The organism is Polyangiaceae bacterium, assembly GCA_016715885.1.
In the GTDB taxonomy this organism is placed as follows: Bacteria; Myxococcota_A; Polyangia; order Polyangiales; family Polyangiaceae; genus Polyangium.
Genome location: JADJXL010000018.1, coordinates 465,856 through 492,191, shown reverse-complemented (window position 1 = coordinate 492,191; position 26,336 = coordinate 465,856). Strand labels below are relative to the sequence as shown.

Annotated in this window: 21 protein-coding genes; 11 read left to right on the top strand and 10 right to left on the bottom strand. The window is 58.9% G+C overall.

All coding sequences use genetic code 11. The features are described from left to right. From IPM54_23145 to IPM54_23110, 8 genes are all read left to right on the top strand, one after another. Positions 1-2,661 carry a hypothetical protein gene (locus IPM54_23145; GenBank protein MBK9262685.1) on the top strand — a complete coding sequence of 887 codons (2,661 nt, stop codon included), beginning with the start codon at positions 1-3 and terminating at the stop codon, positions 2,659-2,661. Between the two features lie 130 nt (positions 2,662-2,791). Continuing rightward, positions 2,792-3,331, top strand: coding sequence for a hypothetical protein (locus IPM54_23140; protein ID MBK9262684.1), 540 nt, complete (start codon positions 2,792-2,794; stop codon positions 3,329-3,331). A gap of 231 nt (positions 3,332-3,562) precedes the next feature. Continuing rightward, positions 3,563-4,417 carry a succinate dehydrogenase gene (locus IPM54_23135; protein ID MBK9262683.1) on the top strand — a complete coding sequence of 285 codons (855 nt, stop codon included), beginning with the start codon at positions 3,563-3,565 and terminating at the stop codon, positions 4,415-4,417. A gap of 16 nt (positions 4,418-4,433) precedes the next feature. Continuing rightward, the gene (locus IPM54_23130; GenBank protein MBK9262682.1) at positions 4,434-6,284 is read left to right on the top strand and encodes a fumarate reductase/succinate dehydrogenase flavoprotein subunit; all 1,851 of its coding nucleotides are present in this window, start codon (positions 4,434-4,436) and stop codon (positions 6,282-6,284) included. Then, the gene (locus IPM54_23125) at positions 6,281-7,075 is read left to right on the top strand and encodes a succinate dehydrogenase/fumarate reductase iron-sulfur subunit (protein MBK9262681.1); all 795 of its coding nucleotides are present in this window, start codon (positions 6,281-6,283) and stop codon (positions 7,073-7,075) included. Before IPM54_23130 ends, IPM54_23125 begins: the two co-directional genes overlap by 4 nt. 17 nt (positions 7,076-7,092) lie before the next feature. Next, complete coding sequence (locus IPM54_23120) at positions 7,093-7,587, top strand: hypothetical protein (GenBank protein MBK9262680.1); 495 nt, start codon at positions 7,093-7,095, stop codon at positions 7,585-7,587. Between the two features lie 86 nt (positions 7,588-7,673). Then, entirely contained in the window at positions 7,674-7,904 is a 231-nt protein-coding gene (locus tag IPM54_23115; protein ID MBK9262679.1) for a DUF433 domain-containing protein, read from the top strand. 2 nt (positions 7,905-7,906) lie between these two features. Further along, positions 7,907-8,287 carry a DUF5615 family PIN-like protein gene (locus tag IPM54_23110; GenBank protein ID MBK9262678.1) on the top strand — a complete coding sequence of 127 codons (381 nt, stop codon included), beginning with the start codon at positions 7,907-7,909 and terminating at the stop codon, positions 8,285-8,287. A gap of 20 nt (positions 8,288-8,307) precedes the next feature. Here the strand turns inward: IPM54_23110 and IPM54_23105 are convergent, their stop codons facing one another. Continuing rightward, positions 8,308-10,497 carry a S9 family peptidase gene (locus IPM54_23105; protein MBK9262677.1) on the bottom strand — a complete coding sequence of 730 codons (2,190 nt, stop codon included), beginning with the start codon at positions 10,495-10,497 and terminating at the stop codon, positions 8,308-8,310. Positions 10,498-10,781: 284 nt separating this feature from the next. Between IPM54_23105 and IPM54_23100 the strand changes: the two genes are divergently transcribed. Together IPM54_23100 and IPM54_23095 are read left to right on the top strand one after the other, a co-directional pair. Continuing rightward, entirely contained in the window at positions 10,782-11,429 is a 648-nt protein-coding gene (locus IPM54_23100; protein MBK9262676.1) for a hypothetical protein, read from the top strand. Positions 11,430-11,530: 101 nt separating this feature from the next. Continuing rightward, positions 11,531-12,187, top strand: a complete 657-nt coding sequence (locus tag IPM54_23095; protein ID MBK9262675.1) for a hypothetical protein — start codon at positions 11,531-11,533, stop codon at positions 12,185-12,187. On the opposite strand, the gene IPM54_23090 is transcribed toward IPM54_23095, so the two are convergent. From IPM54_23090 to IPM54_23055, 8 genes are all read right to left on the bottom strand, one after another. Further along, positions 12,178-14,679 carry a protein kinase gene (locus IPM54_23090; protein ID MBK9262674.1) on the bottom strand — a complete coding sequence of 834 codons (2,502 nt, stop codon included), beginning with the start codon at positions 14,677-14,679 and terminating at the stop codon, positions 12,178-12,180. The genes IPM54_23095 and IPM54_23090 overlap by 10 nt on opposite strands. A 191-nt stretch (positions 14,680-14,870) precedes the next feature. Next, positions 14,871-15,722 (bottom strand): SDR family oxidoreductase, encoded by an 852-nt coding sequence (locus tag IPM54_23085; protein MBK9262673.1) that lies wholly within the window; start codon positions 15,720-15,722, stop codon positions 14,871-14,873. 30 nt (positions 15,723-15,752) lie between these two features. Continuing rightward, positions 15,753-16,625 (bottom strand): hypothetical protein, encoded by an 873-nt coding sequence (locus tag IPM54_23080; GenBank protein ID MBK9262672.1) that lies wholly within the window; start codon positions 16,623-16,625, stop codon positions 15,753-15,755. Then, on the bottom strand, positions 16,622-17,950 hold the full coding sequence (locus IPM54_23075) for a DUF1552 domain-containing protein (protein ID MBK9262671.1): 1,329 nt from the start codon (positions 17,948-17,950) through the stop codon (positions 16,622-16,624). Before IPM54_23075 ends, IPM54_23080 begins: the two co-directional genes overlap by 4 nt. 23 nt (positions 17,951-17,973) lie before the next feature. Beyond that, entirely contained in the window at positions 17,974-19,629 is a 1,656-nt protein-coding gene (locus IPM54_23070; GenBank protein ID MBK9262670.1) for a DUF1592 domain-containing protein, read from the bottom strand. Between the two features lie 8 nt (positions 19,630-19,637). Next, positions 19,638-20,669 (bottom strand): hypothetical protein, encoded by a 1,032-nt coding sequence (locus IPM54_23065; GenBank protein ID MBK9262669.1) that lies wholly within the window; start codon positions 20,667-20,669, stop codon positions 19,638-19,640. Between the two features lie 246 nt (positions 20,670-20,915). Beyond that, on the bottom strand, positions 20,916-21,431 hold the full coding sequence (locus IPM54_23060; protein MBK9262668.1) for a peptidyl-prolyl cis-trans isomerase: 516 nt from the start codon (positions 21,429-21,431) through the stop codon (positions 20,916-20,918). A 239-nt stretch (positions 21,432-21,670) separates the two neighbouring features. Next, entirely contained in the window at positions 21,671-22,279 is a 609-nt protein-coding gene (locus IPM54_23055; protein MBK9262667.1) for a hypothetical protein, read from the bottom strand. A gap of 92 nt (positions 22,280-22,371) precedes the next feature. On the opposite strand from IPM54_23055, the gene IPM54_23050 reads away from it, so the two are divergent. Further along, complete coding sequence (locus IPM54_23050; GenBank protein MBK9262666.1) at positions 22,372-24,330, top strand: hypothetical protein; 1,959 nt, start codon at positions 22,372-22,374, stop codon at positions 24,328-24,330. A 1-nt stretch (position 24,331) separates the two neighbouring features. On the opposite strand, the gene IPM54_23045 is transcribed toward IPM54_23050, so the two are convergent. Next, positions 24,332-26,287 (bottom strand): hypothetical protein, encoded by a 1,956-nt coding sequence (locus IPM54_23045; protein MBK9262665.1) that lies wholly within the window; start codon positions 26,285-26,287, stop codon positions 24,332-24,334. Positions 26,288-26,336 lie beyond the last annotated feature (49 nt).

Genomic DNA, 26,336 nt, shown 5'->3' with positions numbered 1-26,336 from the left:
ATGCGTCGATATTCCTTGACTTTTCCGCTCGTTCTCGCGACTTTTGGTGCCGGGTGCGGGTCGGACCCAGCGCCCGCACAACCCGGTGATCCTACCGAATACAAACTCGGCGGCGCCGTGTCGGGCCTCGAAGGAACGGGCCTGGAGCTCGAAGTTGCGCTCGAAAACGACTTGTCGAGCAGTGTTTCCATAACTGCAAACGGCAACTTCACATTCACGCCGACGCTGCCCGATGGAGCCACGTACGCCATATCCGTAGCGAAACAACCAACCAATCCCGATCAAGATTGCAAAGTCAATGGCGGATCGGGAAAAATTGCCGGATCGGATGTCAACGACGTGGCCGTCGTCTGCGAAACGTTATCGGTGTCAATTCCGAAATATCCCGTCGGCGGCACGCTCGTGGGCCTCAAAGGGTCGGGCTTGGTCCTGCAAAACAATGGCGGAGACGATCTCTCGCCCGCACAAGACGGAGAATTTGCTTTCGCCACGCAGCTCGAGGAAGGGTCGAATTACGACGTGACCGTTTCCGTGCAGCCGACGAATCCGCAACAATTTTGCTTCGTCACGAATGGAACAGGCACCGCTTCGCCATCGTCGTCCAAAGCCGTGACCGTGAAGTGTTCGGTCGATCCGACGACGGTCGACGTAAAGGACGCTAGTCGCTGCGATTTCCTGGATTCAGCGCATTGCTTGTATCCGTTCCCCAACGACCATTTTACCATCGTCGACAATACGACGGATACCGGTAGACGCGTGGCGCTCGACGAAGCGTCGATGCCCGTCAATGAAACCGTGGATCTCTCACCGGCGTTGGGCGCTCCGCCGGGAACGCTCGTGAGCCCGGGCGGCGTTCCGGTCACGCCGACGGACATGAATTGGAGTGACGGGTTTTCCCCGGGTCAAATGGTCCTGACGTACGTGCCGGACCTCGATATCGCGCAAACGGGCATTGGGCAAGTCAATCACATGGAAAGGTCGCTCGAAGCGGATTCGCCGCTCGTCGTCGTCGACGCCGATACGCTCGAACGGCATCTGGTATGGGGCGAGCTGGATTCGTTTGCGACGAGCGATGCGACGCGTTCGCTCATCATTCGAGCGGGAACGAATTTCCGCGAGGGGCATCGGTACATCGTTGCATTGCGCAATGCGAAGAACAAGGACGGAGCGCTCATCGAGCCGTCGGCGGCATTTCAGGTGTATCGAGACGCGGTGCCGTCGAACGTTCCGGAAATCGAAGCGCGACGGGCGCACATGGAATCGATCCTCGGCACGCTCGCGGAAGTGGGCATCGAGCGAAATACGCTGTACATCGCGTGGGACTTCACGGTGGCGAGTCGGCGCAGTTTGTCCTCGCGCATGCTGCACATTCGCGACGATGCCTTTGCCAAGCTCGGCAGCGGTGCCCCGACATTCACCATTACGAACGTGCAACAGAACCTCGATGCAAATCGTTCGCGACGCATTACGGGCACGTTCTCCGTACCGAATTACTTGAACCAAGCGGGCGGCGTTTCGGGTTCGTCCTTCAATTACGACATTCCGAACGACGGTTTGCCCGATCAACGAAATGGCACGGATACGCTCCAGGCAAACTTCATCTGCAACATTCCGCGGTCGGCGCTCGCCGACGGCAACTTGAACGATACGCCGGTCGTGCCGGGTCGAGCGGCGATTTATGGTCATGGTCAGCAGGGTAATGCGAGCCAGGTCAATGGCGGAAGCGCTACGGGAGATCTGTCGAACCTCTACAATTTCGTCTTCTGCGCGACGGACTTCATCGGAATGTCCTCGAGCGACGACCTGAACATTTTGCAGATGGTCGTGCAGTTTGGCAAGATAAACACGCTCGCCGATCGATTGCAGCAAGGCTTGCTCAACAATCTGTACCTGGTGCGGCTCATGATTCACCCGCAGGGATTCATTTCGGATCCTGCGTTCCGAGGTGGCCCATCGGACGAGCCGCTCATCGACACGAGCGCGGCCTATTATTATGGCATCAGCCAAGGCGGGATCCTCGGTGGTGCGGTGGTTGCGCTTTCGCAGGATATTCGTCGCGGGGTGTTCGGCGTGACCGGAATGAACTACAGCTTGTTGCTCGATCGAGCGACCGGATTCGATACGTTGCGTCCGTTCATGGATGCGGCATACTCGAACGAATTCGATCGGCGCATCATTTTCTCGAGCATTCAGATGCTCTGGGATCGCGGCGAAACGAATGGCTACGCGTGGCACGTGACGAACGATCCGCTTCCGAACACGCCCACGCACGAAGTGCTCATGCAAAATGCGTTCGCGGATCATCAGGTCACGCAATGGTCCGCCGACATCGAAGCGCGCACGATTGGCGCAAGCATTCATGCGCCGACGCTGATGCCGGGTCGAGCGATCGACAAGACGCCGTATTTCGATATCCCGGCGATCAACAAGTATCCGTTCTATGGATCGGCCGCATTCGTTTGGGACACGGGACCGTACGACATGATGCTCGACAAAGGAACGCCGCCGCCGCCCGTCGGCAATACGGCGCTGCGTGAAGGCAAAGACCCGCACGGCGTTCCGCGTGTTCAACCTGGAGCGCGCCTACAGATATCGGAATTCTTGAAGCCGAACGGTCGTATCATCGATCCTTGCAACGGCGCCCCCTGCGTCGTGCCCTGACGGAAACATAGTGCGTGCAGGGCGCCGGTCATTCGAGGATCGGCGCCCCGCGTGGCTCAGCCCTCCCTGCGCGCTTCTCACCAGCACTTCATTGCCCTTTTTCATCCAGAGCCTGATAGGATGGTTCGCGATGGAAAACGATCTTCAAGCCGCGCCAAAGGAAAACGCAGCGCCCGATGCTTCCCAAAAACGAGGAAGTCGCAGCCCTTTCGCGCGCCTGGCCTTCTTCACCATCTTCCTTTTCACGCTCCCGTTTACATGGGGCCAGACGTCGTCGTGCAACGGCCCAACGGGGACGTACACGGGGCTCGAGCAAGCCACCAAAACCCCGAGCGACATCATTTCACTCATCGTCATTTTCGTCATGCCGGTGCTCTTCGGGTTTCTCCAGTGCCATATGCGCCCAACATGGATGCGTCTCCTCTCGGAGCTGATTGCGGGCATGTTCGCGAGCCTCGGAGCGTTCTATTGCTTCCTTTCGTTCATTTTCGCCGGGGGCCTCTTTCACAAGAGCGACCGAATTTTCCCTGCCCCCTTGATTGCAACCATCGCAACGGCAATGATGGCGCTTCACGCATTTCACGGCGCGATAGATCGGATTGCCGACATGATCAAAGCGCGTCGCACGATGAGTCGGATTCCAAATAGCCAAGACAAACCGTCGACCTAGCATCGTGCTCCCCCTTCCAGGACAATGTATTGACCCACACACACGTCGTGCTTGCGCCCGAGCCGCAACGTGCACTCCTCATCGGGATCTCGTTCACACGCAAAAGGTGCCAACCTCTTTTCTGAGCGCCGGCCGAACCCTACTGCGTAGAAATTCTTTTCAAGTTCGAATCAAGCGAGTAGGGTGCGCGCCGACGAGCGGATCCCACTCGGGACGCTGCGGAGGACACGGATGGCCACACGACTTCCCGTCTTGAATGAACAGGCGCCGATCGGGGGGCACGAGAAAGGCTTTGCCAAGACGCTACGCACCGACAACTGGTGGATCGGACCTCTGGTCACGCTCCTCGGGTTCAGTGCGTTCATCGTCTATACGACCTGGGCAGGTCTTCAAGGGTCGTACTATTACGCCGACCCCTACCTGAGCCCGCTGTACTCGCCGGTGCTTTTCACGAACCAGGGCATGCCCGGTGTCATGGCGGCAGCGCCCTTGAAGCATGCGCTCTTCGGTGCGTGGCCTTCGTGGTTGCCATCGTTTCTCCCAGCATCGCCCGCGATCTTCATCCTCGCGTTTCCCGGAGCGTTCCGCTTCACCTGCTACTACTACCGCAAAGCCTACTACCGCGCCTTCGCAGGCTCGCCGCCAGGTTGCGCCGTAGGACCGCTCGCGCAAGGCCGCACCTACCGCGGCGAACGCGCGTTCCTCATCTTCCAAAACCTGCACCGCTACGCGCTCTACTTCGCCCTCATCTTCGTCGTCATCCTCAGTTACGACGCGGTGCTGTCGTACTTCAAAGACGGCAAGTTCGGCGTCGGCGTGGGCTCCATCGTGCTCACCATCAACCCGCTGCTCATCGCGGGATACACGTTCGGTTGCCACTCGCTCCGGCACCTCGTCGGCGGCCGTGACGATTGCATGTCGTGCGGCGAAGCGACGGTGAAGTACGGCGTGTGGAAAAAAGCCTCGTGGCTCAACGCTCGGCACATGCAGTTTGCCTGGGCGAGCCTCGTCTGGGTCGGGCTCACGGACCTTTACGTGCGGCTCGTGGCGATGGGCGTAATCAAAGATCTCAACACCTGGGGCTGAGGCTCACGAGGGCAAGATGCTGGACGTTTCTGAACTTCAAACCATCGAGCACGACGTACTCGTCATCGGCGCAGGTGGAGCAGGTTTGCGCGCGGCGATTGCTTGCAGCGCAAACGGGATGAACACCGGAGTCGTTTCGAAAAGCCTACTCGGCAAGGCTCACACGGTCATGGCCGAAGGCGGCATGGCTGCGGCGATGGGCAACGTCGATGCGCGCGACAACTGGAAGGTTCACTTCCGCGACACGATGCGTGGCGGGAAATTCCTCAACGTTTGGCGCATGGCGGAGCTTCACGCGAAGCAAGCGCCCGATCGCGTACGCGAGCTCGAAGAATGGGGAGCGGTCTTCGATCGCACGAAAGAAGGGCTCATCAGCCAACGCAACTTCGGTGGTCACAGGTATCCGCGTCTCGCGCACGTCGGAGATCGCACGGGCCTCGAGCTGATCCGATCGCTGCAAGATCACGGCATTCATCAAGGCATCCACTTCCACATGGAGTGCACGGCGCTCGGGTTGCTCAAAGACGGCGAGCGCATCGCGGGAGCCGTGTGTTATTGGCGCGAAACGGGCAGGTTTGTCCTGTTCCGCGCGCCCGCCGTCATCCTCGCGACGGGCGGCGCAGGCAAAGCTTGGCGCGTCACGAGCAACTCGTGGGAGTACACCGGAGACGGGCTCACGATGGCGTATCACGCGGGCGCAGAGCTGATGGACGTGGAGTTCACGCAGTTCCATCCGACGGGCATGGTGTGGCCTCCGTCGGTGCGCGGAACGCTTGTGACGGAGGGCGTTCGAGGCGATGGCGGCATCTTGAAGAACAAGGACGGCAAGCGGTTCATGTTCGAGTACATCCCGCCAAAGTTCGCAGCGGAGACGGCGGATACGGTCGAAGAAGCAAACCGATGGCTCGAAGGTGACAAGAAAGCACGTCGTCCTCCGGAGCTGCTCACGCGTGACGAAGTGGCGCGAGCGATCACGGCGGAGGTGAAGGCGGGTCGCGGATCGCCTCATGGTGGCGTGTTTTTGGACATCGCGTCGCGCCGTCCGCCGGAGTTCATCAAGAAGAAGCTTCCGTCGATGTATCACCAGTTCAAGGAGCTGGCGGAAGTCGACATCACGAAGGAGCCGATGGAAGTCGGCCCGACGCTGCACTACTTCATGGGCGGCATACGCGTCGATGCCGATACGCAGATGACGCGCGTGCCTGGGCTGTTTGCGTGTGGTGAAGCGGGCGCAGGGCTTCACGGGGCGAACCGTCTCGGTGGCAATTCGCTGTCGGATCTCATCGTGTTCGGCAAGCTCGCAGGCGACGGCGCAGCGGAGTACGTCCGAAAGCTTTCGACGAGGCCTGCGCCGGTGAAGGATCAGATCGAGCAGATCGTTCGAGGTGCAACGGCTCCTTTGAACCGCGAATCGGGCGAGAATCCGTATGTTCTTCAGGACCAACTGCAAGACATGATGGGTCGATGCGTCGGCATCGTTCGCACGGAAGCCGAGCTGAAAGAGGCGATCGATGGCCTCGACAAACTCAACGCGCGCGCCAAGAACGTCAAGGCGCACGGGGCGAGTCAGTACAACCCGGGTTGGCATGCGGCGATCGACATCGGCAATTTGCTCCTGGCATCGGAGATCGTGACGCGTGCGGCGCTGATGCGGCAAGAGAGCCGTGGTGCGCATACGCGGCTGGATTATCCGGGCGAACGCGACGAGTGGCTCAAGTACAACGTGGTGATTCGCAAGTCTGCGAGCGGCGAGATGGAGGTCGAGAAGGTCGAGCGGCCTGCGGCTCCACCGAACCTTTACGCGATGGCGCATGCGACGATCGAGGATCTCGAGGCTGGCAAGGTCGGGGCCGAGGAGGGCAAATGAGCAAGCGAACCTTCCGCATTTGGCGTGGCGACAAGGACGGCGGCAAGTTCGTCGATTACCAGGAAGAGGTCAGCGAGGGCATGGTGGTCCTCGACATGATCCACCGCATTCAAGCGAGCCAGGCTGAAGACTTGGCGTGCCGATGGAACTGCAAGGCGGGCAAGTGCGGTTCGTGCAGCATGGAGATCAACGGCAAGCCGCGCCTTGCGTGCATGACGCGCATGAACGTATTCGGGCCGGACGAGACGATCACGATTCAGCCTTTGAAGACGTTCCCGATCATCAGGGATTTGGTGACGGACGTTTCTTGGAACTACAAGCAAAACAAGCGCATTCCGAAGTTCAAGCCGAAGCCGAAGAACGCCGACGGGACGCATCGGATGTACCAAGAGGACGTCGATCGCGTGCAAGAATTCCGCAAGTGCATCGAATGCTTCTTGTGCCAGGACGTGTGTCACGTCATTCGTGATCGCGATCGGAAGAACGAATTCGTCGGACCGCGTTTCATGATTCGTCTCGCGAGCCTCGAGATGCATCCGCTGGACGACGACGATCGCATTCCGGAGATCAAGAAGGAGTTCGGTTCGGGGCATTGCAACATTACGCGCTGCTGCACCGAGGTTTGTCCCGAGCACATCGGGATTACCGACAACGGGATCATTCCGCTGAAGGAGCGCGTGGTGGATCGGTATTACGATCCGATCGTGTGGGTTGGTCGGCTTCTCACGGGCAAGAAGGTCCGCACGAAGACGCGGGCGGAGGAAGCCGGGGAAAAGCCGAACGACGAATGAGGTTTCGGGGGTAATCGATGGCCGACAAACTCACGCTGAAAAAAATCTCTGTTGAAAGCATTGGCAACGCCATTGAATTGGCAGAGCATTACCGACTCCTGAACGAGCCGGCGCAGGCAGAAAGCATTTGTCGCGACATACTCGCGGTGGATTCGAAGCATGTCGAGGCGAAGAAGATTTTGCTGCTTGCGCTGAGCGATCAGGTGATTGGAGGGGCGTCGCCGGACGTGGTTCGCGCGGCGCTCGATTTGGCGGCGGGTTTGCCGGACGAATACGAGCGGCTGTATTACACGGGCGTGGTGCACGAGCGTGAGGGGCGCGCGCACGTGCATCGCGAGGGGACGTTTGCGTACAGCAAGCTGCAGCGCGCGGCGGAGTTATTCGAGCAAGCGGAGCGGATTCGGCCGCCGGGCAACGACGCGGCGATATTGCGTTACAATGCGTGCGTGCGGGCGATTGAAACGCACCGGCTGCGAGCGCCGGTGGATGATGGGGATGGGCTGCTGGAGTAGCCTGGGCGCTCCGCGAAGTATCAACACATCGACAGCACAACTCGGTTCGCCGTGACTCTCCTCTGAAAACATGTCACGGTCATGCGATGAGCTGGCAAGCGCGTATCGAGGTCAATCCGGAAATCCTCGTGGGCAAACCCATCGTGAAAGGCACTCGTCTTGCGGTCGAGTTCATTCTCGACATGCTTGCGGCTGGGTGCTCAGAAGAAGAAATACTGCGCAACTATCCCGGGCTCATGCATGAGGACATCCTCGCGTGTGTCGCGTATGCAGCCGAGATCGTGCGGTCGGAACGCGTCATTCTGCTCGCGAGTTGAGCATGCGCATTCTCGCAAACGAAAACTTTCCCGGGGACGCAGTCGAAGCGTTGCGAACACTCGGACATGATGTCGCATGGATTCGTATCGATGCTCCGGGCTCGACGGACATCCAGGTGCTGGCACGTGCCACTCGCGAACAGCGCCTCTTGTTGACGCTCGACAAGGATTTTGGGGAGTTGGCATTTCGTAGCCAGCTCGAAGCGAATTCGGGAATCGTTTTGCTGCGTGTGTTTCCACCGATTCCGGCACGCGTCGTGGCGCTTGCGACCCGAGTATTTCAATCGGGACGTGACTTCGCAGGTTTATTTGTCGTCGCCGAAGCTGGTAGGATACGAGAGCGCCCTTTGCCAGTTCCGCCAGGAGGAACATCGAAGGACTAGCGGCGCCCTCCTGCAAAGTATCACTTTAGCCGCTCGACAAAATACCTACAAACAAGCTCCTCCATGTAGACCTTGTCCGAAAGCCGCCGCGGCATGTGCCGTTCGTCCGGAAATGCCAACAAGTCGTACGGCTTTCGCGCCTTGATCATCGCATTGATGAGCCGCGCCGTATGCCGAAAGTGCACGTTTTCATCAATCATACCATGCACCAACATCAGCTTGCCCCGAATCCCCGCGACGTGGTGCATCACGCTGCTTTCTTCGTAGCCCTTTGCATTTTCGTGCGGCAATCCCATGTACCGCTCCGTGTAATGCGTGTCGTACCCGTCCCAATGCGTCACGGGTGCACCCGCCACGGCCACGCGGAACGTGTCCGGCGCCTTCGCCAAACACATCGCCGACATGTACCCCCCATAGCTCCATCCGCACACGCCCACGCGCGCTGGATCCGCAAGCCCCTGCGAAACGAGCCACCGCACTCCATCAACCTGATCGTCCACCTCGATCGACCCCATGCAATGCTTGACCTTCCCCTCGAAGGCCAAGCCCCGCCGAGCGCTGCCGCGATTGTCCAAAATGAGGACCAAAAACCCGAGGCTCCGCAGGTATTGCGCCCGCATCATCACCGTCATGCTGAAACCTCGCGTCACGAGCTGCACGTGCGGACCCCCGTACACGTATACAATCGTCGGATACGGCCCGGGACCAAACTTCGACGCCGGTTTGTATACCGCGCCAAACAGTTTTTCGCCGTCACGCGCCGATAACGACACGACCTCCGGCGCCTTCAGCCCAAGCGCCTCGATACGCGGATCCACTTCGTCAAAAATCGTCCCGAGCACCTCGCCCGTTTCCAATGAGCGGAGTTTTACCGTGGGCGGCTGATCGAGCTCGTGATGCACATCGACAAACCGATCGCACGCATGATCGCACACGGCCGCATGCATTCCCGCCTCGGTCGTGATGCGCTTTGGCGTGCCCCCATCGAGCGACACGACGTACAGGTGGCTTTCGAGCGGGCTTTCAGCGGTCGCCGTAAAAAACACTCGATTGCGCTTTTCGTCGATGCCGCAAATGTCGTCGAGCATCCACGCGCCGCTCGTGAGCTGCGCGATGAGCTTTCCCTGTCCATCGTATCGATAAAGGTGCCGAAATCCCGTGCGCTCGGATGCCCACAAGAAGCCCCCATTTTCGAGCGGCCGGAACAAATCGTGCAAATTGATCCACACGTCCGTTTCTTCTCGCACAAGGACCGACCGCTTGCCGGTTTCCATGTCAAACGCGACGATCTCCAGCCACGTTTGCCGCCGATCCTGAATTTGCGCCACGAGGCGGCCATCCTTGAGCCAATCGACACGCGCGAGGTACGTCTCCTCGCCGTAATCGGTGTCCAGGAAAATCACTTTGCCATCCGCAACGCCAACGACCGCCAGACGCACTTTGGCATTGTCTTTTCCGGCAAAAGGATAATGGTGGTCCTCTTGCGCTTCCGGCCCGACGGCATCTTTGCCTTGATGAACGATGCGATAGACTGGAATGTGCGTTTCGTCGACTTCGGTAAACGCAATGCGCGTCCCGCAAGGCGACCACCAAAATCCATCATATCGCCCCATTTCTTCCTGCGCTACGAATTCGGCGAGGCCATGCGTTTTCCCGGTCCCGCGTGCGCCGAACGTGATTTGCCGCGGCGCTCCACCGTCGGTGGAAACCACATGGAGCTCCGCATCGGACACATACGCCACGAGCGACCCGTCCGGAGATAACCGCGGACATTGCGGAGCGCCTTCCTTGCTCGAATGGATCAAGCGAAGTGGTGCGTCCGGGCCATCCTGCACGAAAAGATCATTTTTGATGGGCACCAAGAGACGCTTTCCCTTTTGGGCCCAAGCGTACGTAGTGATGCCAATTTCACGTTGGCGCATGCGTTCGCGACGCAATGCTTCGGCAATCGACACGTTATCTTCGGTCGTACCGCCGCCTTCGCGAGAAATCATGGGCTTTTTCGCGCCCGAGGCAGGGTCGAAAGAATACAGTTGCCTCTCGAGCGTCCGCTCGGGGCTCCAGAGAAACGTGACGCATTTGTCGTCGGGGCTCCACCGAATCTGATCCGGAATGGCCATGCCCGGCAATGGATGGCGAGCCACTTCTTCGATTGGAAATGACTTGGCCTGAACATCGGTATCGAGCGCTTCCTTGTCGGTCGGGATCATGGGGTTCTCCGGAATGCAACGTCTTTCGGGCCGAACCTATAGCACTTCGATGGAGCCGCGCACCTTCGCGCTGCATGCAGCTCGTTGCACGACTTGCGCAAACGGCGACTCGAGTTGCACAAGTTGTGCAAGCGCCTTGCGCACTTCGTGCAGGTGCCAGAAAGTTGCGCGGGGCTCCTTCGTCGGCAACTTCGTCGACACGGTGCGCCAAATTGATGGCACAACGCTTGCTCAAAGCGTCACCATAGCCAACGGCAACCGACTCCTACCGGGCTAGGTACATCATGCTTTTTCGAGCCCTCCTCAGCGCCAACCTTGTACTCCTCGCGTGCGCTTTTGCCACGTCTTCCGCAAGCGCGGCGGAAGCGTCATCAGCATCCACCGTGCCGAAGCGAGCGTTCGTGGGTTTGTCGGGTGGCATAGCGTATGCCTCGGTCAACCATCCCCTCGTCATCAAGGATGGGTTTGGCGCAGCAATGCTGGGTATGCATGCGGGATACAACGTGTCCGAGCGCTGGGCCGTGGGCCTCGAATTGCATACCGTCGAGCAGAGCATGGGACGCGATAGCCCCAAGGATCCATTTGCACCAATCAGTCGATTGCAGCCCCAAGCCCTGTGCAATGGTTGCGAAGAGCCCCCTGCCGGTGGATGGATAGGCAGGTCCACGGCGATGTTCGGAACCCTTGGGCCGCGTGTCGAATTCGCTCCGCTCGGGCGTGATGGATTGTATTTCGGGTTGTCTGCGGGCGTAGGAATGATTCTCGGAATCGATACGCAATATGGCATTGGAGGGGGTGCTCGCGCAGGATATCGATTGCGCGTGGCAAACGTCATCGGACTCGCGGTCGAAGCGGGCGTTCAAGGGCAATACTTCAACGCGGGAACGACGGTTTTCCCCTGCGCATCGCTCGTCATGCGCCCGTACTTCTAATGGCTTGCGAAAAGGCTTCTTCGTCGTGTCGGCACGATGTCTTGCTCGACGCTCCACGAATCAAACGACGACAATCATTCCAAACTCGGTCAGGTGAAATCATGATCCTTCGAACTCTCGTGTCCCTCGGCGTTTCATTGCTTGCATGGACGGTTGCGACTCCGGTCGCAAACGCCCAGTTGGGGGGCGGTTGGGCGACCATGACGACCAAAGAAAAGCGAGCGTTCATAGGTTTGTCCGGCGGGGCCGCGTACGCCATGGTCAACCATCCACAAATACTGACCGATGGATTTGCCGCCGCGACGCTCGGTCTGCACGCCGGTTACAACGTGTCCGAGCGCATTTCCGTGGGGTTCGACGTGTTCACGGTCGAACACGGAATGAAGCGGTCGGAGGGAACGGAACCATTCATACCGACGGGATACACGCGTCCGCAAGCGGGCTGTACCAATTGCGAACCGCCGCCCAAAGGCGGCTGGGTCAGTGAAACGACGGCCATGTTCGGCACGGTTGGACCACGCGTCGAATTTTCACCGTTCGGGCGTGACGGATTGTATTTGGGGGGATCCACGGGTGTGGCAATGATGCTCGGAGTCGATACTCAATACGGCTTTGGAGGTGTCGCGCGCGCCGGATATCGATTCCGCGTAGGAAACGTGCTCGGGCTCGGCGTCGAAGGCGGATTTCAGGGACAATACTTCGGCACGGGCACGATGATGTTCCCGTACGCGTCGCTCATCATGCGCCCTTACTTCTGATCGCCCGCGGAATCGCGCACATCACCCAGCCACGAAGACGCGAATTCCATCACGCGCGCATTGTCGGGCACCTGCTCGAGAAAACTTTGCCGCCATTTCGGATCGGTAATGCGCTCGGCCTTCTTCAAAAGCCGCTCTCGCGCATCGGCGATGTGTTTTTCGGCTTCCTGATCGTGCCCCGCCGCGCGTAATGCCAAAGCGTGCGTCCAGCGAATCAAGCTTTCGCCTTCTTCGATCCCTTCGAGTCGGTTCAAAATATCCGTGGCTTCGCGCGAATACACGAGCGCATCGAATTCCTTGTTCTTTGCAATCGCAATTCCAGCCATGAGAGCCAAGGCGTATGCACGAATGGCGGGAGCGCCCTCGGACACTTCGAGCGCTCGTTTCGCCATGGCGAGCGCGCCATCTTTGTCACCAGCGAGGCGCATGATCACCGACATGTAGATCGAAATGAACCCTTGGCCGCGACGATTGCCTTGCTTGATGACCCGCTCGAGCGCCGCGAACTCGACTTTGCGCGCTTCGTCGAGATTGCCCAAATGAGCGAGCGCATGCCCCAGGTTCGCGAGAATCGACGAAACGAAATCGAGCTGCATGGGTTCGGCCATGGCGAGCGCTTGACGAAATGCATTCTCGGCAAGCGCATACGCTCCGAGGTGCACGTAGGCATTGCCGATGTTAACTCGCTGCAGACACGTATTGCGCATGTCTCCGGCCGACGTGAAGTTTTCGACCGCGCGCTCGATGCGCCGCACGTACGACGTCAGGTCGGCTTCGTGGAGCGCCGCTTCGGAACGCGCGACATCCAGCCACGCCAGCACGAACGGACTCGTGACGCTGTGTCGAAATGCGAGCTTCTGCGCGGCGGCCAAGACTTCGTGTGCACGCTCGGGTTCGCCCACGCGCACGAGGGCCACGGCAAGACGCGATGCCGAAATGATGTGCCCTTCACTCGTGACGCCCTCGGCCTCGAGATTGGCATGCTCATTCGCAATTTCGCGAATACGATCGGCGTCCCCGAGGTTTCCACACGCAATGATGAGGTGCCCGAGCGCCGCGTGAAATGCGGTGCTTCCTCGCGGGAAGAGCGCCATTGCGTCTTCGGCTGCTTGCTTGGTCTCCGGTAGCTTGCCAATCCATCGATACGCTACGGCATGCACGAGCCGCATGCGCGCTCGCACGCCCGGTTCGTCCCCAAATGCCGCAAGCACCTTGTCCGCATACTTGACGGCGTCGCGCAGAGCATTGAGCGATAGCGCATCGATGGCCTTCGCTTCATCACGCGATAGTGGCGTTTCTCGCGACGCATCCACCGCTTCGCGCCATTCGTGTTCGGCACGCGGAACCGGCGACAACCCCGAGCCCACGGAAATGACGTCCGTTCCATCGATGTGCGTATCTTCGTCGAGCACGAGGTCGGCCGGGTCGAGCTCGAGCACGTCGGAACCGCTTGCATCGCTCGGTTGATGTATCGGCAAATCGTCCGGAACTTCTTCGATGTCGTCGTCCACCGAAAGAGGCTGCGCGAAGACCGCGTGTTGTGACATTCGTTCGAACGCCAAAACGAGTTTGTCGCGGAATATTTGCATCGATTGCAAGCGCTTTTCCTTGTCCGGTACGAGCGCTTGCTGAATGACCTCCAAAAAAGACGCGGGGATGTCGTCCACGAGCATCGAAAGAATCGGCGGCGGCTGCGTAATGATCTTGACGAGCACCGCTTGCTGCGTTTGACCGTCGTAAGGACGTTTGCCCGAGAGCAGCTCGAAGAACACCGCACCGACCGACCACACGTCTGCACGAGCATCGACACTGGACAAACCCTCGGCTTGCTCGGGCGACATGTACTCGGGCGTGCCCATCACTGCGCCATGCAGCGTGAGCTTGTTTCGGCCCGGCTCGGGCGTGTGCACACGCGCAAGACCGAAGTCGACGAGCTTCGGAACGATCTCGCTCGAAGTGCTCGTCAAGATGATGTTCTCCGGTTTGATGTCGCGATGCACGATGCCGCGCTTGTGGGCCGTCACGAGCGCGCCCATGATCGGCACCATGATCGTCATCGCTTCGTGCTCGGAAAGCCGCCCGCGCGCAGCGAGATAGTCGCGCAGCGTCTCGCCCGCCAAGAGCTCTTGCACCATGTAGAACGTGCCATCGCGACGTTGTCCGACTTCGTGGATCGTCACGACGTTCGGGTGCCGGATTGCAGCCGTCGTTTGCGCTTCGCGACGAAACCGAGCGATCATCGCGGGGTCGCGATCATAGCCGGGATGCATCAACTTGATCGCCACACGACGCTCGACGAACATGTCCCACGCCTCGAACACGCTGCCCATCGAACCCGATCCGATGAGGCGCTGGAGCGTGAACTTTCCAGCGATCTGCATCCCCGGTTGAAACGGCGTCTGACCAGCAGCGCGCTTGGGTTCGGAACCCGAAGCTTCGGGTGACGAGCTCGTGCGGTCGTCTTCTTTGCGGCGCTGCCAAAAGCGAAGCATCGTGCTCCTCCTCCTTCGAGGCGCGAGCGGAAGGACACCGCGAGCAGCCCGAGAAGTCAAGCTGGTCGTGCGTCTCGTGGAAACACTCCGGCAAGACTCAGGCGGCATCGTGAAACACGAGGCACGCGGCGGGCGCCGAGGTTTTCTATGTGCTCAAACGAAAAAAGAGAGACAATCGAGTATGACCGCAGTCAGGCGCGGCAGAGACCTTCGGAGAGGTCCCACAACCGGCGCGCCAATTCCGGGTCATCCCCACGGGCACGCACGCGCCTGACCTTCAAGTCGTAGAAGTATTGGCCATTGAATCCGGCCGCTTCGGGGTGCGTCGCCAGCCAAATCAACGTCTCGGCCCCTTTTTCGACGCTCCGCGCGAACAGCGTTTGCCCAAGACCAAAGCTCCACTTGATGAACCCCTCGTTGTTCCACCCAAACGCGGACCGCACGAATCCCGGATGAAAACAATTCGCTGCTGCCGTCGAGCCCGAAAGCCGTTTTGCAAGCTCGAGCGTAAAGAGGACGTTCGCCAGCTTCGAATCTGCATACGCAGGAAAACCCGCCGAACCGTCGCGCTTGACGATGTTTTTCAAATCGAACCTGCTCATCGTATGCGCGCCGCTCGATGTGTTCACCACGCGTGAATTCGGCGTTTTCCGAATCAATTCGAGCAGCTCGGTCGTCAGCAGGAAATAGCCGATGTGATTCAGGGCAAATGTTTGCTCGATTCCGTCCGACGTCAGAGCGTATTTCTCGAACCACGCCCCAGCATTGTTGACGAGCACGTCGAGGCGATCGTATTTCGCGCCAAACTCTTTTGCCACGGCGCGAATGTCCGCCATCTTGGCCATGTCGCCAAGAAGCATGTCCACGCGATCGTACCCGCCGGCCGCCTTCAATTCACCCACGACCCGCTCGGTTTTTTCTCGATTTCTTCCGACGATCACGAGGGTCGCGTGACGGCGCGCAAAATCGAGCGCCGCGGCTTTACCAATGCCCTCTGTTCCACCTGTGATGAGAAAAACCTTACCCTCGAGATCCCTGCTCATGTTGCTCCACATTTCGTGATTGATGATCGCTCACCGACGAACGAATGCGGGCGTGCCCGAGAATTCGAGCGCCCCGGAAAATCGCTCACACTTGCCCGTTTCGTCATTGTACGCAAGGTCGGTGTTGGCCTCCATGGCCACTTTGATCGCGGGAAGATACTGCGCCACACCGGCCCCTTCGGCCACGCCGTCCAATAACTCTTGTGGCAACATCCCGCCACCCAAAAAGCCATGCACTTTACCTTCTTCGTCGATCGAAAAACGAAGCTGGGCATTTTCCATGTGAATGGTAAACGCCACGTCGAAGATGGCAATGGGGACCGCGAGCGGAAATGACCCCGTCCGGAGCACTCCGTTCTCGATACGCGCATTCGGCACGAAACTCCGCGCGACCGCCGGATCAGGATCGAACGTCTGATATGCCTCGATGACGCCGTCCGTTCCAAGCGTCGGCCGCTTCTTCGCACCCACCTGAACGCCAACGTTCACGCATGCATCATTGGCCACGTCGTCCACATTTTCGAGCTCGAGCAAAATGACGAGCTCCCCGTCGTTGATGGCTCCTTGCACCAAGCCATCGACGGCATCGCCCACTTGATCCTTGATGACCGGAATCAACGAAGCGAGCCGATTGTCGATGCCCGGAACGCCGTCCGGATCGACGAAATCGGCCTTTCCGCACGACAGATAATCATCCGCGCCGCTCACTCGACCATCGAGGTCGAATCCGGGTGCAATATCGTCTTGCGCCAGCGTAAACGCGAGCGACGTGAGCACAGCCGTGTGCGTTTGTCCCGTCGTACAGGATAGTTCTTCGGCCGACGGACCCTCCGGCGCACATCCCGACAGCACGAGAAGCGCACTCAATGAGACGACCCCAAACAATGCATGCGTGGTTTTCATACTTCTATCGCCGACACGCTCGACGTCACGAGCCCGTCGCCTTTCCCGTACGAATCGAGTGTCATTCCCATGGCCCGCGCGAGCGTGAGCAGCACTTTGCTCGTGTTTTCGCTCGAAGTCGACCGATAATGCACGCCCGTCTGGAGCGCCCCATTGCAACTGCCAGCAATCAAAATGGGGTATTCTTCGACGGAATGCGACCTGCCCAGCGAACAATCGCTCGTCGCAAGAATTGCACAATGGTCGAGCAGCGTGCTATCGCCTTCGGGAACGGCCGCGAGCGCTTTCACGAGGTACGCGAATTCCTCCATGATGTACAAGAGAATGCTGTGCACTTTCGGCTGGTCGCCCGGTTCGTCGTGCGTGAGCTGATGATGTCCAGAATCGACCCCGGCAATCGGGAAAAGCACATTGCTCACCGAATCCGAGAACCAATGGCTGAACACCCTCGTTTGATCGCAGGCCAAGGCCATGACCAAAATATCCACGAGCACGCGGGACGTTGCGCTGAGCTGCGGGCGACCGTCGATATCGGGATAATCGTCGAGCGGTTTTCCGGGCACGGCGCAAGCCACGAGCGCCGGTGGATTCTGCTGAAGCTTGTCAATTTGCTTTTCCAGCGCACGAATCCCATCGAGATGCTGTTCGAGCCGCGCTTTGTCCGCGCTCCCCAAAACGCCTTGGAGCGCCGTCGCCTCGCCCATGACGCCATCCAATATGCTCTGCCGCAGCGGCAATCGCGGATCCGGTTCGACCATCGAGCCTGGCATGACGAATCCATCGACGAAAACTCGATTGAAAAACGCCGCCGGAGACCATTCAGGCGGGTTCTGATTGTGCGGGCCATTGTACGACCAACCTTTGGCGGCGCGCTGCACGGACATTTCGAGCGATCGGAATCGGGTGTCTTGACCCGCCGCGGCCGCAATGAATTGATCGATGCTGGGCTCGACGAACGTCGAATCGGTATTGTTCTCGAACGGCGCGCCCGAGAGAATGCCGACCGCGCCCGAGCTATGCGGGAAATTGCTGCCCGTGAAGACCTTCATCCCCGAAACGACGCTGATCTTGTCCTTGACGTCGGCGAGCGGCATCAGCGTGGGCGAAGGATCCCACGAGGTGCCCGTTTTCGCAGGAACCCACTTATCGGGCAACATTCCATTGCCCCAGAAAAAAACTCCAAACCGTTTCGGGAATGGATCGGCTGCGCGCGCTTTGCCAGCTCGATCGAAGAATATTTCGAGCGCGGGCAGGCCAATGGCGACCCCCACACCACCCACCATGCCCCGAAGCATCGTCCGTCGAGAAAGCTTGGTCCTTTTCATGGCCGTAGTTCCCTTCGTACCTTTCATTGGGGCTTTTGCGCCAATCGGAATGCCGGACTCATGGCGACGAGCTTCATGAGCGCCTTGACTCGATAACCCTCTGCTCGAAAATCCCACGTGAGCGTATTGAGCGTGGGTCTATCAGCTTCCGTTGGACGAAATCCCGTCGCATAGCTGAATACTTTGCGGACGAAACATGGCGCAAACTTGTTGCTGTCGCGAAGGACTTGCCCGAGCCCGCGTGCATCCTTGAAAGGCACTCCATCGACCTGTCCGGACGGGTCGATGATCGCGCCAGCCTCGGTCGTGCGATATCGTCCGATTGCGTCGAAATTCTCGAGGCCCAAGCCCAAAGGATCCATCAAACCGTGGCAACTGCTGCACGTCGGATCCGTCAGATGCGGCTTCATGCGTTCCCGCAGCGTTTGCCCGCCTTCGGACGCCTCGGGCAAACCCGTATTGACGTTCGCCGGCGGGGGAGGAATCGGATCGCAGAGCAAGTCGTCACGAATGAACTTGCCGCGCAACGTCGACGACGTCGCCCGCGGATGCGAATGCAGCGCGAGGATACTGGCATGTCCCAGCAAACCCGCCCGTGGTGAATCGCTTGGCAGCTCCACGAGAGAAAAACCTTCGTCCGAAGGTGAAGGAATCATGTACATCGACGCGAGCTTTGGATTGACGAACGTTTGCTTGGTCGTCATGATGTCGCGAAAATCCGTATCGAGCTCGAATACGATGTGCTCGAAGAGTCGAAGCGTCTCTTCACGAGCTGCCGGCCCGAGCTCGGGGCTGAAATACGTGAACAGCGTGGGGTCCTTGGAGAGCTTGTCGAGGTGGGCAAGGTGCATGTAATCGGTCACAAAACCGCGCAATCCTTCACGTGCACGCGGCGATTCGATCATGCGATCGATCTGCTCGGCAAGGCCGTCGTCGTCCACGAGCTGACCTTTTTCGGCAGCGAGAAGCAATTCGTCGTCGGGGATGTTGTTCCACAGGAAAAACGATAGCCGCGATGCCATTTCGAGGCTCGTGTATCGCACCTGTCCCGGACGCGCGGGATCCGGCTCGCCCACTTGCGGGCGATAGAGGAAATGGGGCGATTGCAACATCGCGGCAATGGCAAATTCGAGTCCTTTGTCGAATCCGCCGAGCACCGACGCTGCTTGCAACAAGATATTCGTGATTCTGATCTGCTCGGCTTCCGTGAGCTGCCGTCGATAGACGCGACGTCCGAGATTCGTGACGGTTTCTTTCGCGCACGCAGCATCATCGGGTCCCGAAGGCGTGCATTTCAAGACCATTGCTTTGTGCGTTTCGTCCGCGACGACTTGCTTCGCCACGGCAAACGCCGCCTTTTCGTATTTTTCTACGCCTTGTATCGAAATGGTGCTGACCGAGGCTCCCAAAGCGACGAACCCATCGAGCGCCGTATCGACTTCGATGGCGGTCGGTACGTTGATGTCCTTGCCGAAGATGTCGCGAATGGCATTGCCATATTGCGCCACCGTGAGACGTTGCGCTCCGGTTTGCGCCGCAGTTTCGGGCATCGGAGGTCGCGGGCCATAATCGGTGGCTGCTGGAGGAGGCTGCGGATCGCCGCTGCATGCGCCCGCGATCGCCGCAAGCACGAGCGGGGTGCCGATCCAGCCGAGCATCGAGTGAACTTTTCGCGACATCGACGACCTCATTTATGGTTGAAAATGACCTTCGAGGAAAGAACTTCGGATCCATCGAGAATGCCGAGCACCCTCGGATTTTCGTCGCCGAGAATGTGGCGATTCGCAAACGCGAGGGCATACGAATCGACGAGCGCCCAACCTTCGAACGAATCGAATTCTTGACACCCACCCAGCCCAAAGAGCTGATGACAGCCGCCCACGAAATCCAGCCACGTAAAATCGATGGTCTTGATGCGATCCCAAACGTTTTCCGCGCCCACGGGATCGAGCGTACCGGTCATCAACATGTAGGGTTTTTGGACCGCATCCATTCCGTCGTATCCAAACCACCCGGGCCCGGTGCCCACGCCACCCGCCATGGGCAAACCGGCCGCAATGCGCAAATCACCAAGTCCCTTGCCAAAAACGGCAATCTGCTCCGCCGTGCAAGGCTCGGAAAACTTCGTGCCACTGTCGCACATCGCCTGCACTTCGGCAACGTCGAACGTGGCACCACCCGTGGCCCACGTCGTGAACGATCCAAAACTATGACCCGATAACAGCGCGTTTTTCGTGCGGCACTTACCAGCGAGCGGATCGGACGCGTCCAGCGTCTCCAGCACGTCCAGCGAAGCCGATATATCCATCGAACGCCAATACGAAATGGTAATCGGTTTCTTGTCTTCGTGCTCGGGAAGCGTATTTCCAGTATGATCGGGCGCGATGGCAACCCAACCATGCGAAGCGAACCAATGCATCATGTTGGAGCTGGTTCCGCCAAACCCAGAATACCCATGCGAATGAACGTGCACGGGATAACCCGCAGCCTCCATCGGAGGCGCGAGCTTTGCATCGATGAATACGTCGTCATCCGGAAATACATTGATGTATTTCGGATTTTCGCCTTCGGTATCGAGCGTCGGGTACCAGATGTTGATGCGTATGTCGCGCGGCCCTGAATTGTCCGCCGGCGAGTACGTGTGAATGAACGTGCGATAACCAACACGAAATGGCCCCACTTCATCGACTGGATAATCCAGCAATCCGCCTTCGGGCATGGGGGGCCCTGACGTTTGAGGTGCCGGCTCATCGGCGGGGCCACATCCCGAAAGAAGCCCGACAAGCGCAAGACCGCACGCTACGCGCGTAGTGCGGGAAGAAAGAGGCAAGCGTTCCACGAGCGGAATCGAATCACATCTTCGAGCAGAATGCCACTGATTTTTTCACCAGACGACCGGTGTGGATGGAGGCTTCGGGTGAAAATTTTCAACCCGATGGCAGATGGCGGCGGAAGTGTTTCCGCTTCAAAGACGTCGCACGGATTGAATGACGATTTGGTCGATGGGCGCATCCTTGGAAAATGGTCCCGCTGGACCCGTCCGCGATTGCGCCATTCGATCGACGACATCCATGCCGGACGTCACCTTGCCGAATACGGTATAACCCCACCCCGACGAGGTTTTTGCAGTATGGTCGAGAAATGCATTGTCGACCAAATTGATGAAAAATTGCGCAGTGGCCGAATGAGGATCACCCGTACGCGCCATGGCCACGGTGCCTCGTGTGTTTTTCAATCCATTATCGGCTTCGTTTTCGACAGGAGGCTGAGTCGGCTTCTTTTCATAACGAGCGTCATAACCGCCGCCTTGAGCCATGAACCCGGATATGACACGATGGAATATCGTCCCAGCGTAATGTCCTGCGTCGACGTAACGCAAGAAGTTGGCGACGGTCTTCGGCGCACTTGCGTCGTCGAGCGCCAATTCGATGTTGCCCAGATTGGTTTCGATCAAGATGGCAGTCGGCATGTCGAGGGCCATAGCGCATCTTCGTGCACAACGCCAGAGGTGTTTGGCTCCTCGTCCAAATTTGGACGCATGCGATTCTTCATATCCCCAAATGGCGGCGACTGCTTTATTGTACAAGGTAGAAGGGCGAATTTTCGGGCACTCGTGGTGGGTCCCACTGTTCGAGCCCGCGTAGCGGGCGAGTTTGGGGGAACCGCGAGTGCCCGAAAATTTGCACTTCTACCGCGGTTTCATATCTCCGAACAGGTCTGTCAGCTTTTACGCGAATATTTCACGTACACGAAATGCGAATGACCTTCAGTGACCGAGCTTTGAATCGAAACTTGCTTTCCGTTTTCGAGCTCCCGAAAATCGGCAGGCGTAAACGTGACGGCATGCGGGTGATTCGCCAAACCGTGAATATCGTACGTCTTTTCGACCTTGGCCGCCATGTCGGCCGCCGTAATGATGAACTCGTGCTCGTCTTTGCCGCCCACTTGAATGTCACACACGTTGATGCGTGACGGCGGATCGACGAGCGGCACGCATTCGAGCATCAATCGATGAATATGGCCGCCTTCCTTCGTCGATGGTAGCCGCACGCGCTCGCCGCGCCGCACGAGCAGGAAATCATTGGCCGTGACCGTGACCAAATGCTTGTGCCCCGATGTTCCAGTAAGGTCGTACGTTTTTTCGACGCCAGCCATCACATCGGCAACGCCAATGGGAAAAACGTGTCCGTGGTTTCGGCCAATCCGCGCCACCAGGCGCTCACACGCTTCCGCCGTGCCATCACGCCCATCACACGCGCGCACCTCACGCGGCAGCATCGGCGCCACCAAAAGCACCACCGCTGCCTCCAATACGGCCCTGCGTTCCATCGTCCCTCGCTCGCACGACGATACCTCATTCGAAGCGGCCCGAGGAATCTTTTTTCGTTTCCCTCATCGCCGAATGCTGTATCCTGAAAAGCATGCGCTTCTCCCATTCCCTCCTTCTTCTTGGTATTTGCGTCACTTCGAGCGCCCTGGCCGTGGCATCTTGCGCCGACACAGGCGGTACCGCGCAAAGCTCGAGCTCCACGAGCGGAGGCGACGACGCTGGCAGCGATGCCCCGGCCTCACTTTCGCTACGCATCGATCCCGTAACGACCGGCATCGTCATAGGACTCGATGACGCCGTAGGCAGCTCGACCGTCCGCGCATACGCCAAGCGCGATGGTGAAGAAGAAAAAGACGTCACGAACGAGGTGGAATGGTCGGTCGACAATACGAACATCGCCGATGTAAACTTGGGAAACATCTCGACGAAGGGGATCGGCGGGAAAACAAAAATCCACGCGACGTACGAAGGCGTGAACGCCGAAGCGGATTTGACGATTGCGCTGAAAGGCAGCGCGTTCCTTCCGGGAACGGACGAATCGACGCAAATGGCGTTCGACATGGCCATGGTCGACCCGGATCCAGCCAATGCACCGGTGATTGAATACCCCGAAGACGGCGTGGTTTTACCGGCCAACCTGCCGCCCATCGAAGCTCAGTGGTCGCAGGGCAATGGAAATGTCGCGTATCGCGTGCGCCTATCGAGCCCCGATGTCATCGAAGACATATCGATTTACACGACGGGGCTCGAGTTGTTGTTTCAAGCCGATATTTGGAAAAAGATAGGAGCGTCCGCGCCCGATGCGCCCGTGACGCTCACCGTCGAAGGCATCAATGCGCAAGGGATGCTTCGCACGAGCGCTCCACGGTCGATGATCATCACCTCCGACGGCATCGACGAGAGCTCGATTTATGTGTGGCAATCGTCCACCGGCAGCTTCCGCGTGCTCGACATCATCAAAGGTACCGACGTCCCACTTCCGACGAATAGCCCGCAACTTTCACCCGGACAACCGTGCTCGGGATGCCATCGCATCTCGCGTGATGGAAAGCGTTTTTCGTATTCATACAATGGTGGAAACTTCAACTTCGGGACGCTTTCTTACGACGATGCGCAAAAACTCTACGCTTCCAAGATCGCTCCGAGCCCGGCGCTTCGCGGCACGTATGCCTCGTTCAATCCGCTCGAATCCACGACACGCGCCGCAATGCTTTTCACCGCGCCGGATAACGTCCCGCAAAACACGGCTGGAACCGTGCGCCTGCTCCTGACGGATCCCGATACGAATGCCGCCATTGCCAACAACTTCGCCGATATGGTCCAGCAAATTCCAGCCACTGTCGGGCATGCCACGCTGATGCCGGATTGGTCCCCCGCCGGCGATTTCGTCGTCTTCACCGCATACGACAGCAATATCAACTACGTCCGATTGCTCGGCGACGACACGGTGCTCGGATCCATCGTGGAAATGCCCGTCAAGTACAATGCGGATGGTTCCTTCGAATTCGGTGCACCCAAAGTGCTCGTTGCAGCCCCCGAAGCAGCAGGGGCAAACCCGGATACCGCAGAAAACAACGTTCTTCCAAGCGTTTCACCGGATGGATCCATCGTATCATTTACGCGGGCAAACGGTTGGTGGTCCATCAAAACGCAGCAATCGCTCATCAACCTGAGCGGCCGAATTGCGCTCGTAAGGCGCAGTGATGGCACGGTGCTCGAATTGGAACGCGGGGCATCGAATGGTCCGGATGACGTTTGGAGCAGCACGTGGCCTCAATGGGCGCCGACCATGGGAAAGAAATACGTTTGGCTCGCGTATGCATCCGAACGGCCGTACGGGCATAGGCTCACGCCGCAAAACAGCACGTGCAGCCTGGTGCAGGGGCAAAAGCAATGCAAGCAGCTATGGATCACGGCGCTCGACCGAGCCAAATTGGCGAGCGGTACGGAAGACCCGAGCCAGCCGGCCTTTTGGATACCGGGGCAAAGCATTACGGCACAATACGTGAGCCCTCAATGGACCGTGGCGGTCATCGAAGTGCCCAAGTAAATCAGCGCTGCCGAAACGCATCTGCGAGCGTACGCACGTCGAGCCGCCCCTGAGCTTCGATGTACGCCATTTGTCTACGCAACGGATCCAGCGACGGATGCGTGTTGTATTGCATGGCGCGTTTCAACGCCAACATGATCTCGAGCCCCTTGTTGCGCTGTGAATAGAGCCCGAGCACGTTGCGCGCATAATAATCGATGATCGCCGCTTGCCAGGCCATATCGAGCCCCGCCTCGCGCGCATCGATCAAAAATGCATCGACGGTCTCCGAGGGTTCGCGCTGTCCCTCCCAGAGACGAAATGCGATACGCCGAAACACTTGATACACTTGAAAAAACGTCTGCGCCGAAGCCGAAGCCTCCGTCGGGACGTCGAATTCGTAATTCGTCGCCCAAGGCCGCAAATGGTCATGTGCATGGAATATCTCGTGCATCACATCGACCTGTTCGCGCCGGGAAAATTTCGTCATCAGGTCGAGCGCTCGCGCCCGCGTGTTCGGATAAAGGAGCAAAGCAGCCATCGAGCTGATACGTCCCCAGTCGTCGCTATCGCCGCGACGCGCCAAATCGAGCACGACGTCGTCGCCTCCCTCCAAAAACAAGAGCAACCAATAGTTGCCTGCAAAATCGGTTCGCAATCGCTTCGTCGTCGCGACGCCCTCAGCGCTTTTCCAATTCACGTCGGCAAGCAGCTTCTTTCCACCCGCGCGCCCTCGATTGCCCGTTTCCAGCGCCAATGCCGCAAGCCGGCGTTCTCCAGCCAATGAAAAATCAATGGCAGCCACTTCGCCGAGCGCCGCCATGCAGGCATATCCCAAAAGATGGTCGGCTGCGTCGACATATGGATTCGTGGCAAGGTCTTCCGCAGCTCGCAATAAACGCGCCTCACGCTCGAGACGCGGCCCATTGGGAACTCGCACGGCTTCGACCGACAGCGCATCTTCGTCATCAGATTCAGCGCGCAACGCATCCACCGTCAACGGACTCAACGACGCCATGCGAAGGAAATACGCACAGTGCCGTGCACGTTCGGCCGCCACTTCCGCATCGTCCGCACCGCTCTCCACGGTCCCCGCCATCATCGGCGGTTTGATGGCTCGTTCGGCAAAGAGCGGTAAACTCCCGGGAAAACCATCATCATTCGGCGGAAAACCCGATGCCAGTGACCTGCGTTCCGGCTCCGCGTTCGGCTGATTCACGCGCGCGCTCGTCGCTGCACCGTTACCCGTGCCCTTTTTCGCGAGCGCGCCTTCGAGCGGCGGCGCAAGCCCGTGCACACGCGCGTAGACCTCGACAAGGTCGTCCGGTAAAACCCGTGCACCGCCTGGCGCCGCCGGACTTCCCGTCATCAAATCAAAATCCTTTCCATCGTATTTTCCCATCGGTGCAAGATGCGCAGCACCATCCGGCCCAGGCTTGCCGTAAACTCGAAAAGAAACCTCTTTGCCGCGTCCCACGTCGAATGCTGCTGCCACGACGAGCTGCGCGACCTGCTCACACGAGCCACCACCATCGAGCAATGCATCACCCATGCGTCCGCCTGGGCGACCATGATATCGTAAATCACCAAACGTCGACGAAACAGCGAATACGATGAACGGTTCGTCGCGAAGCACCTCGCGCAGGTCCGACAAACGTTTTTCGTATTTCGACAAGGCATTTTCGTATTCGAAGATTTGTCCGTCTTCGTCGGCGTCGATTCGATTCGCATCGAGGACGAACCGCCCGAGAAGCAGCGTCCCTTTCGCTCGATCCGCGCGCGCCTGCTCCACGAGCGCCCGGCGCTGAGCCTGCGCGCGCTGTTTGCGTTCGAATGTATCGGTTGCGGCCAAGACGGCTGGACCCGCACCACGCTCGATCACCTTCGGGACTTCGCGTTTCCGGGGCGCTCCGAAGCCCAGGAAAAGCGCGTGCCCAACGATCGACAGGGCCAGCGTGACGGCGGCGATCCGGGACATCGAACGTATAGAGTAACCCAATCTCAAACAAAAGTTCCCAGAATATCGA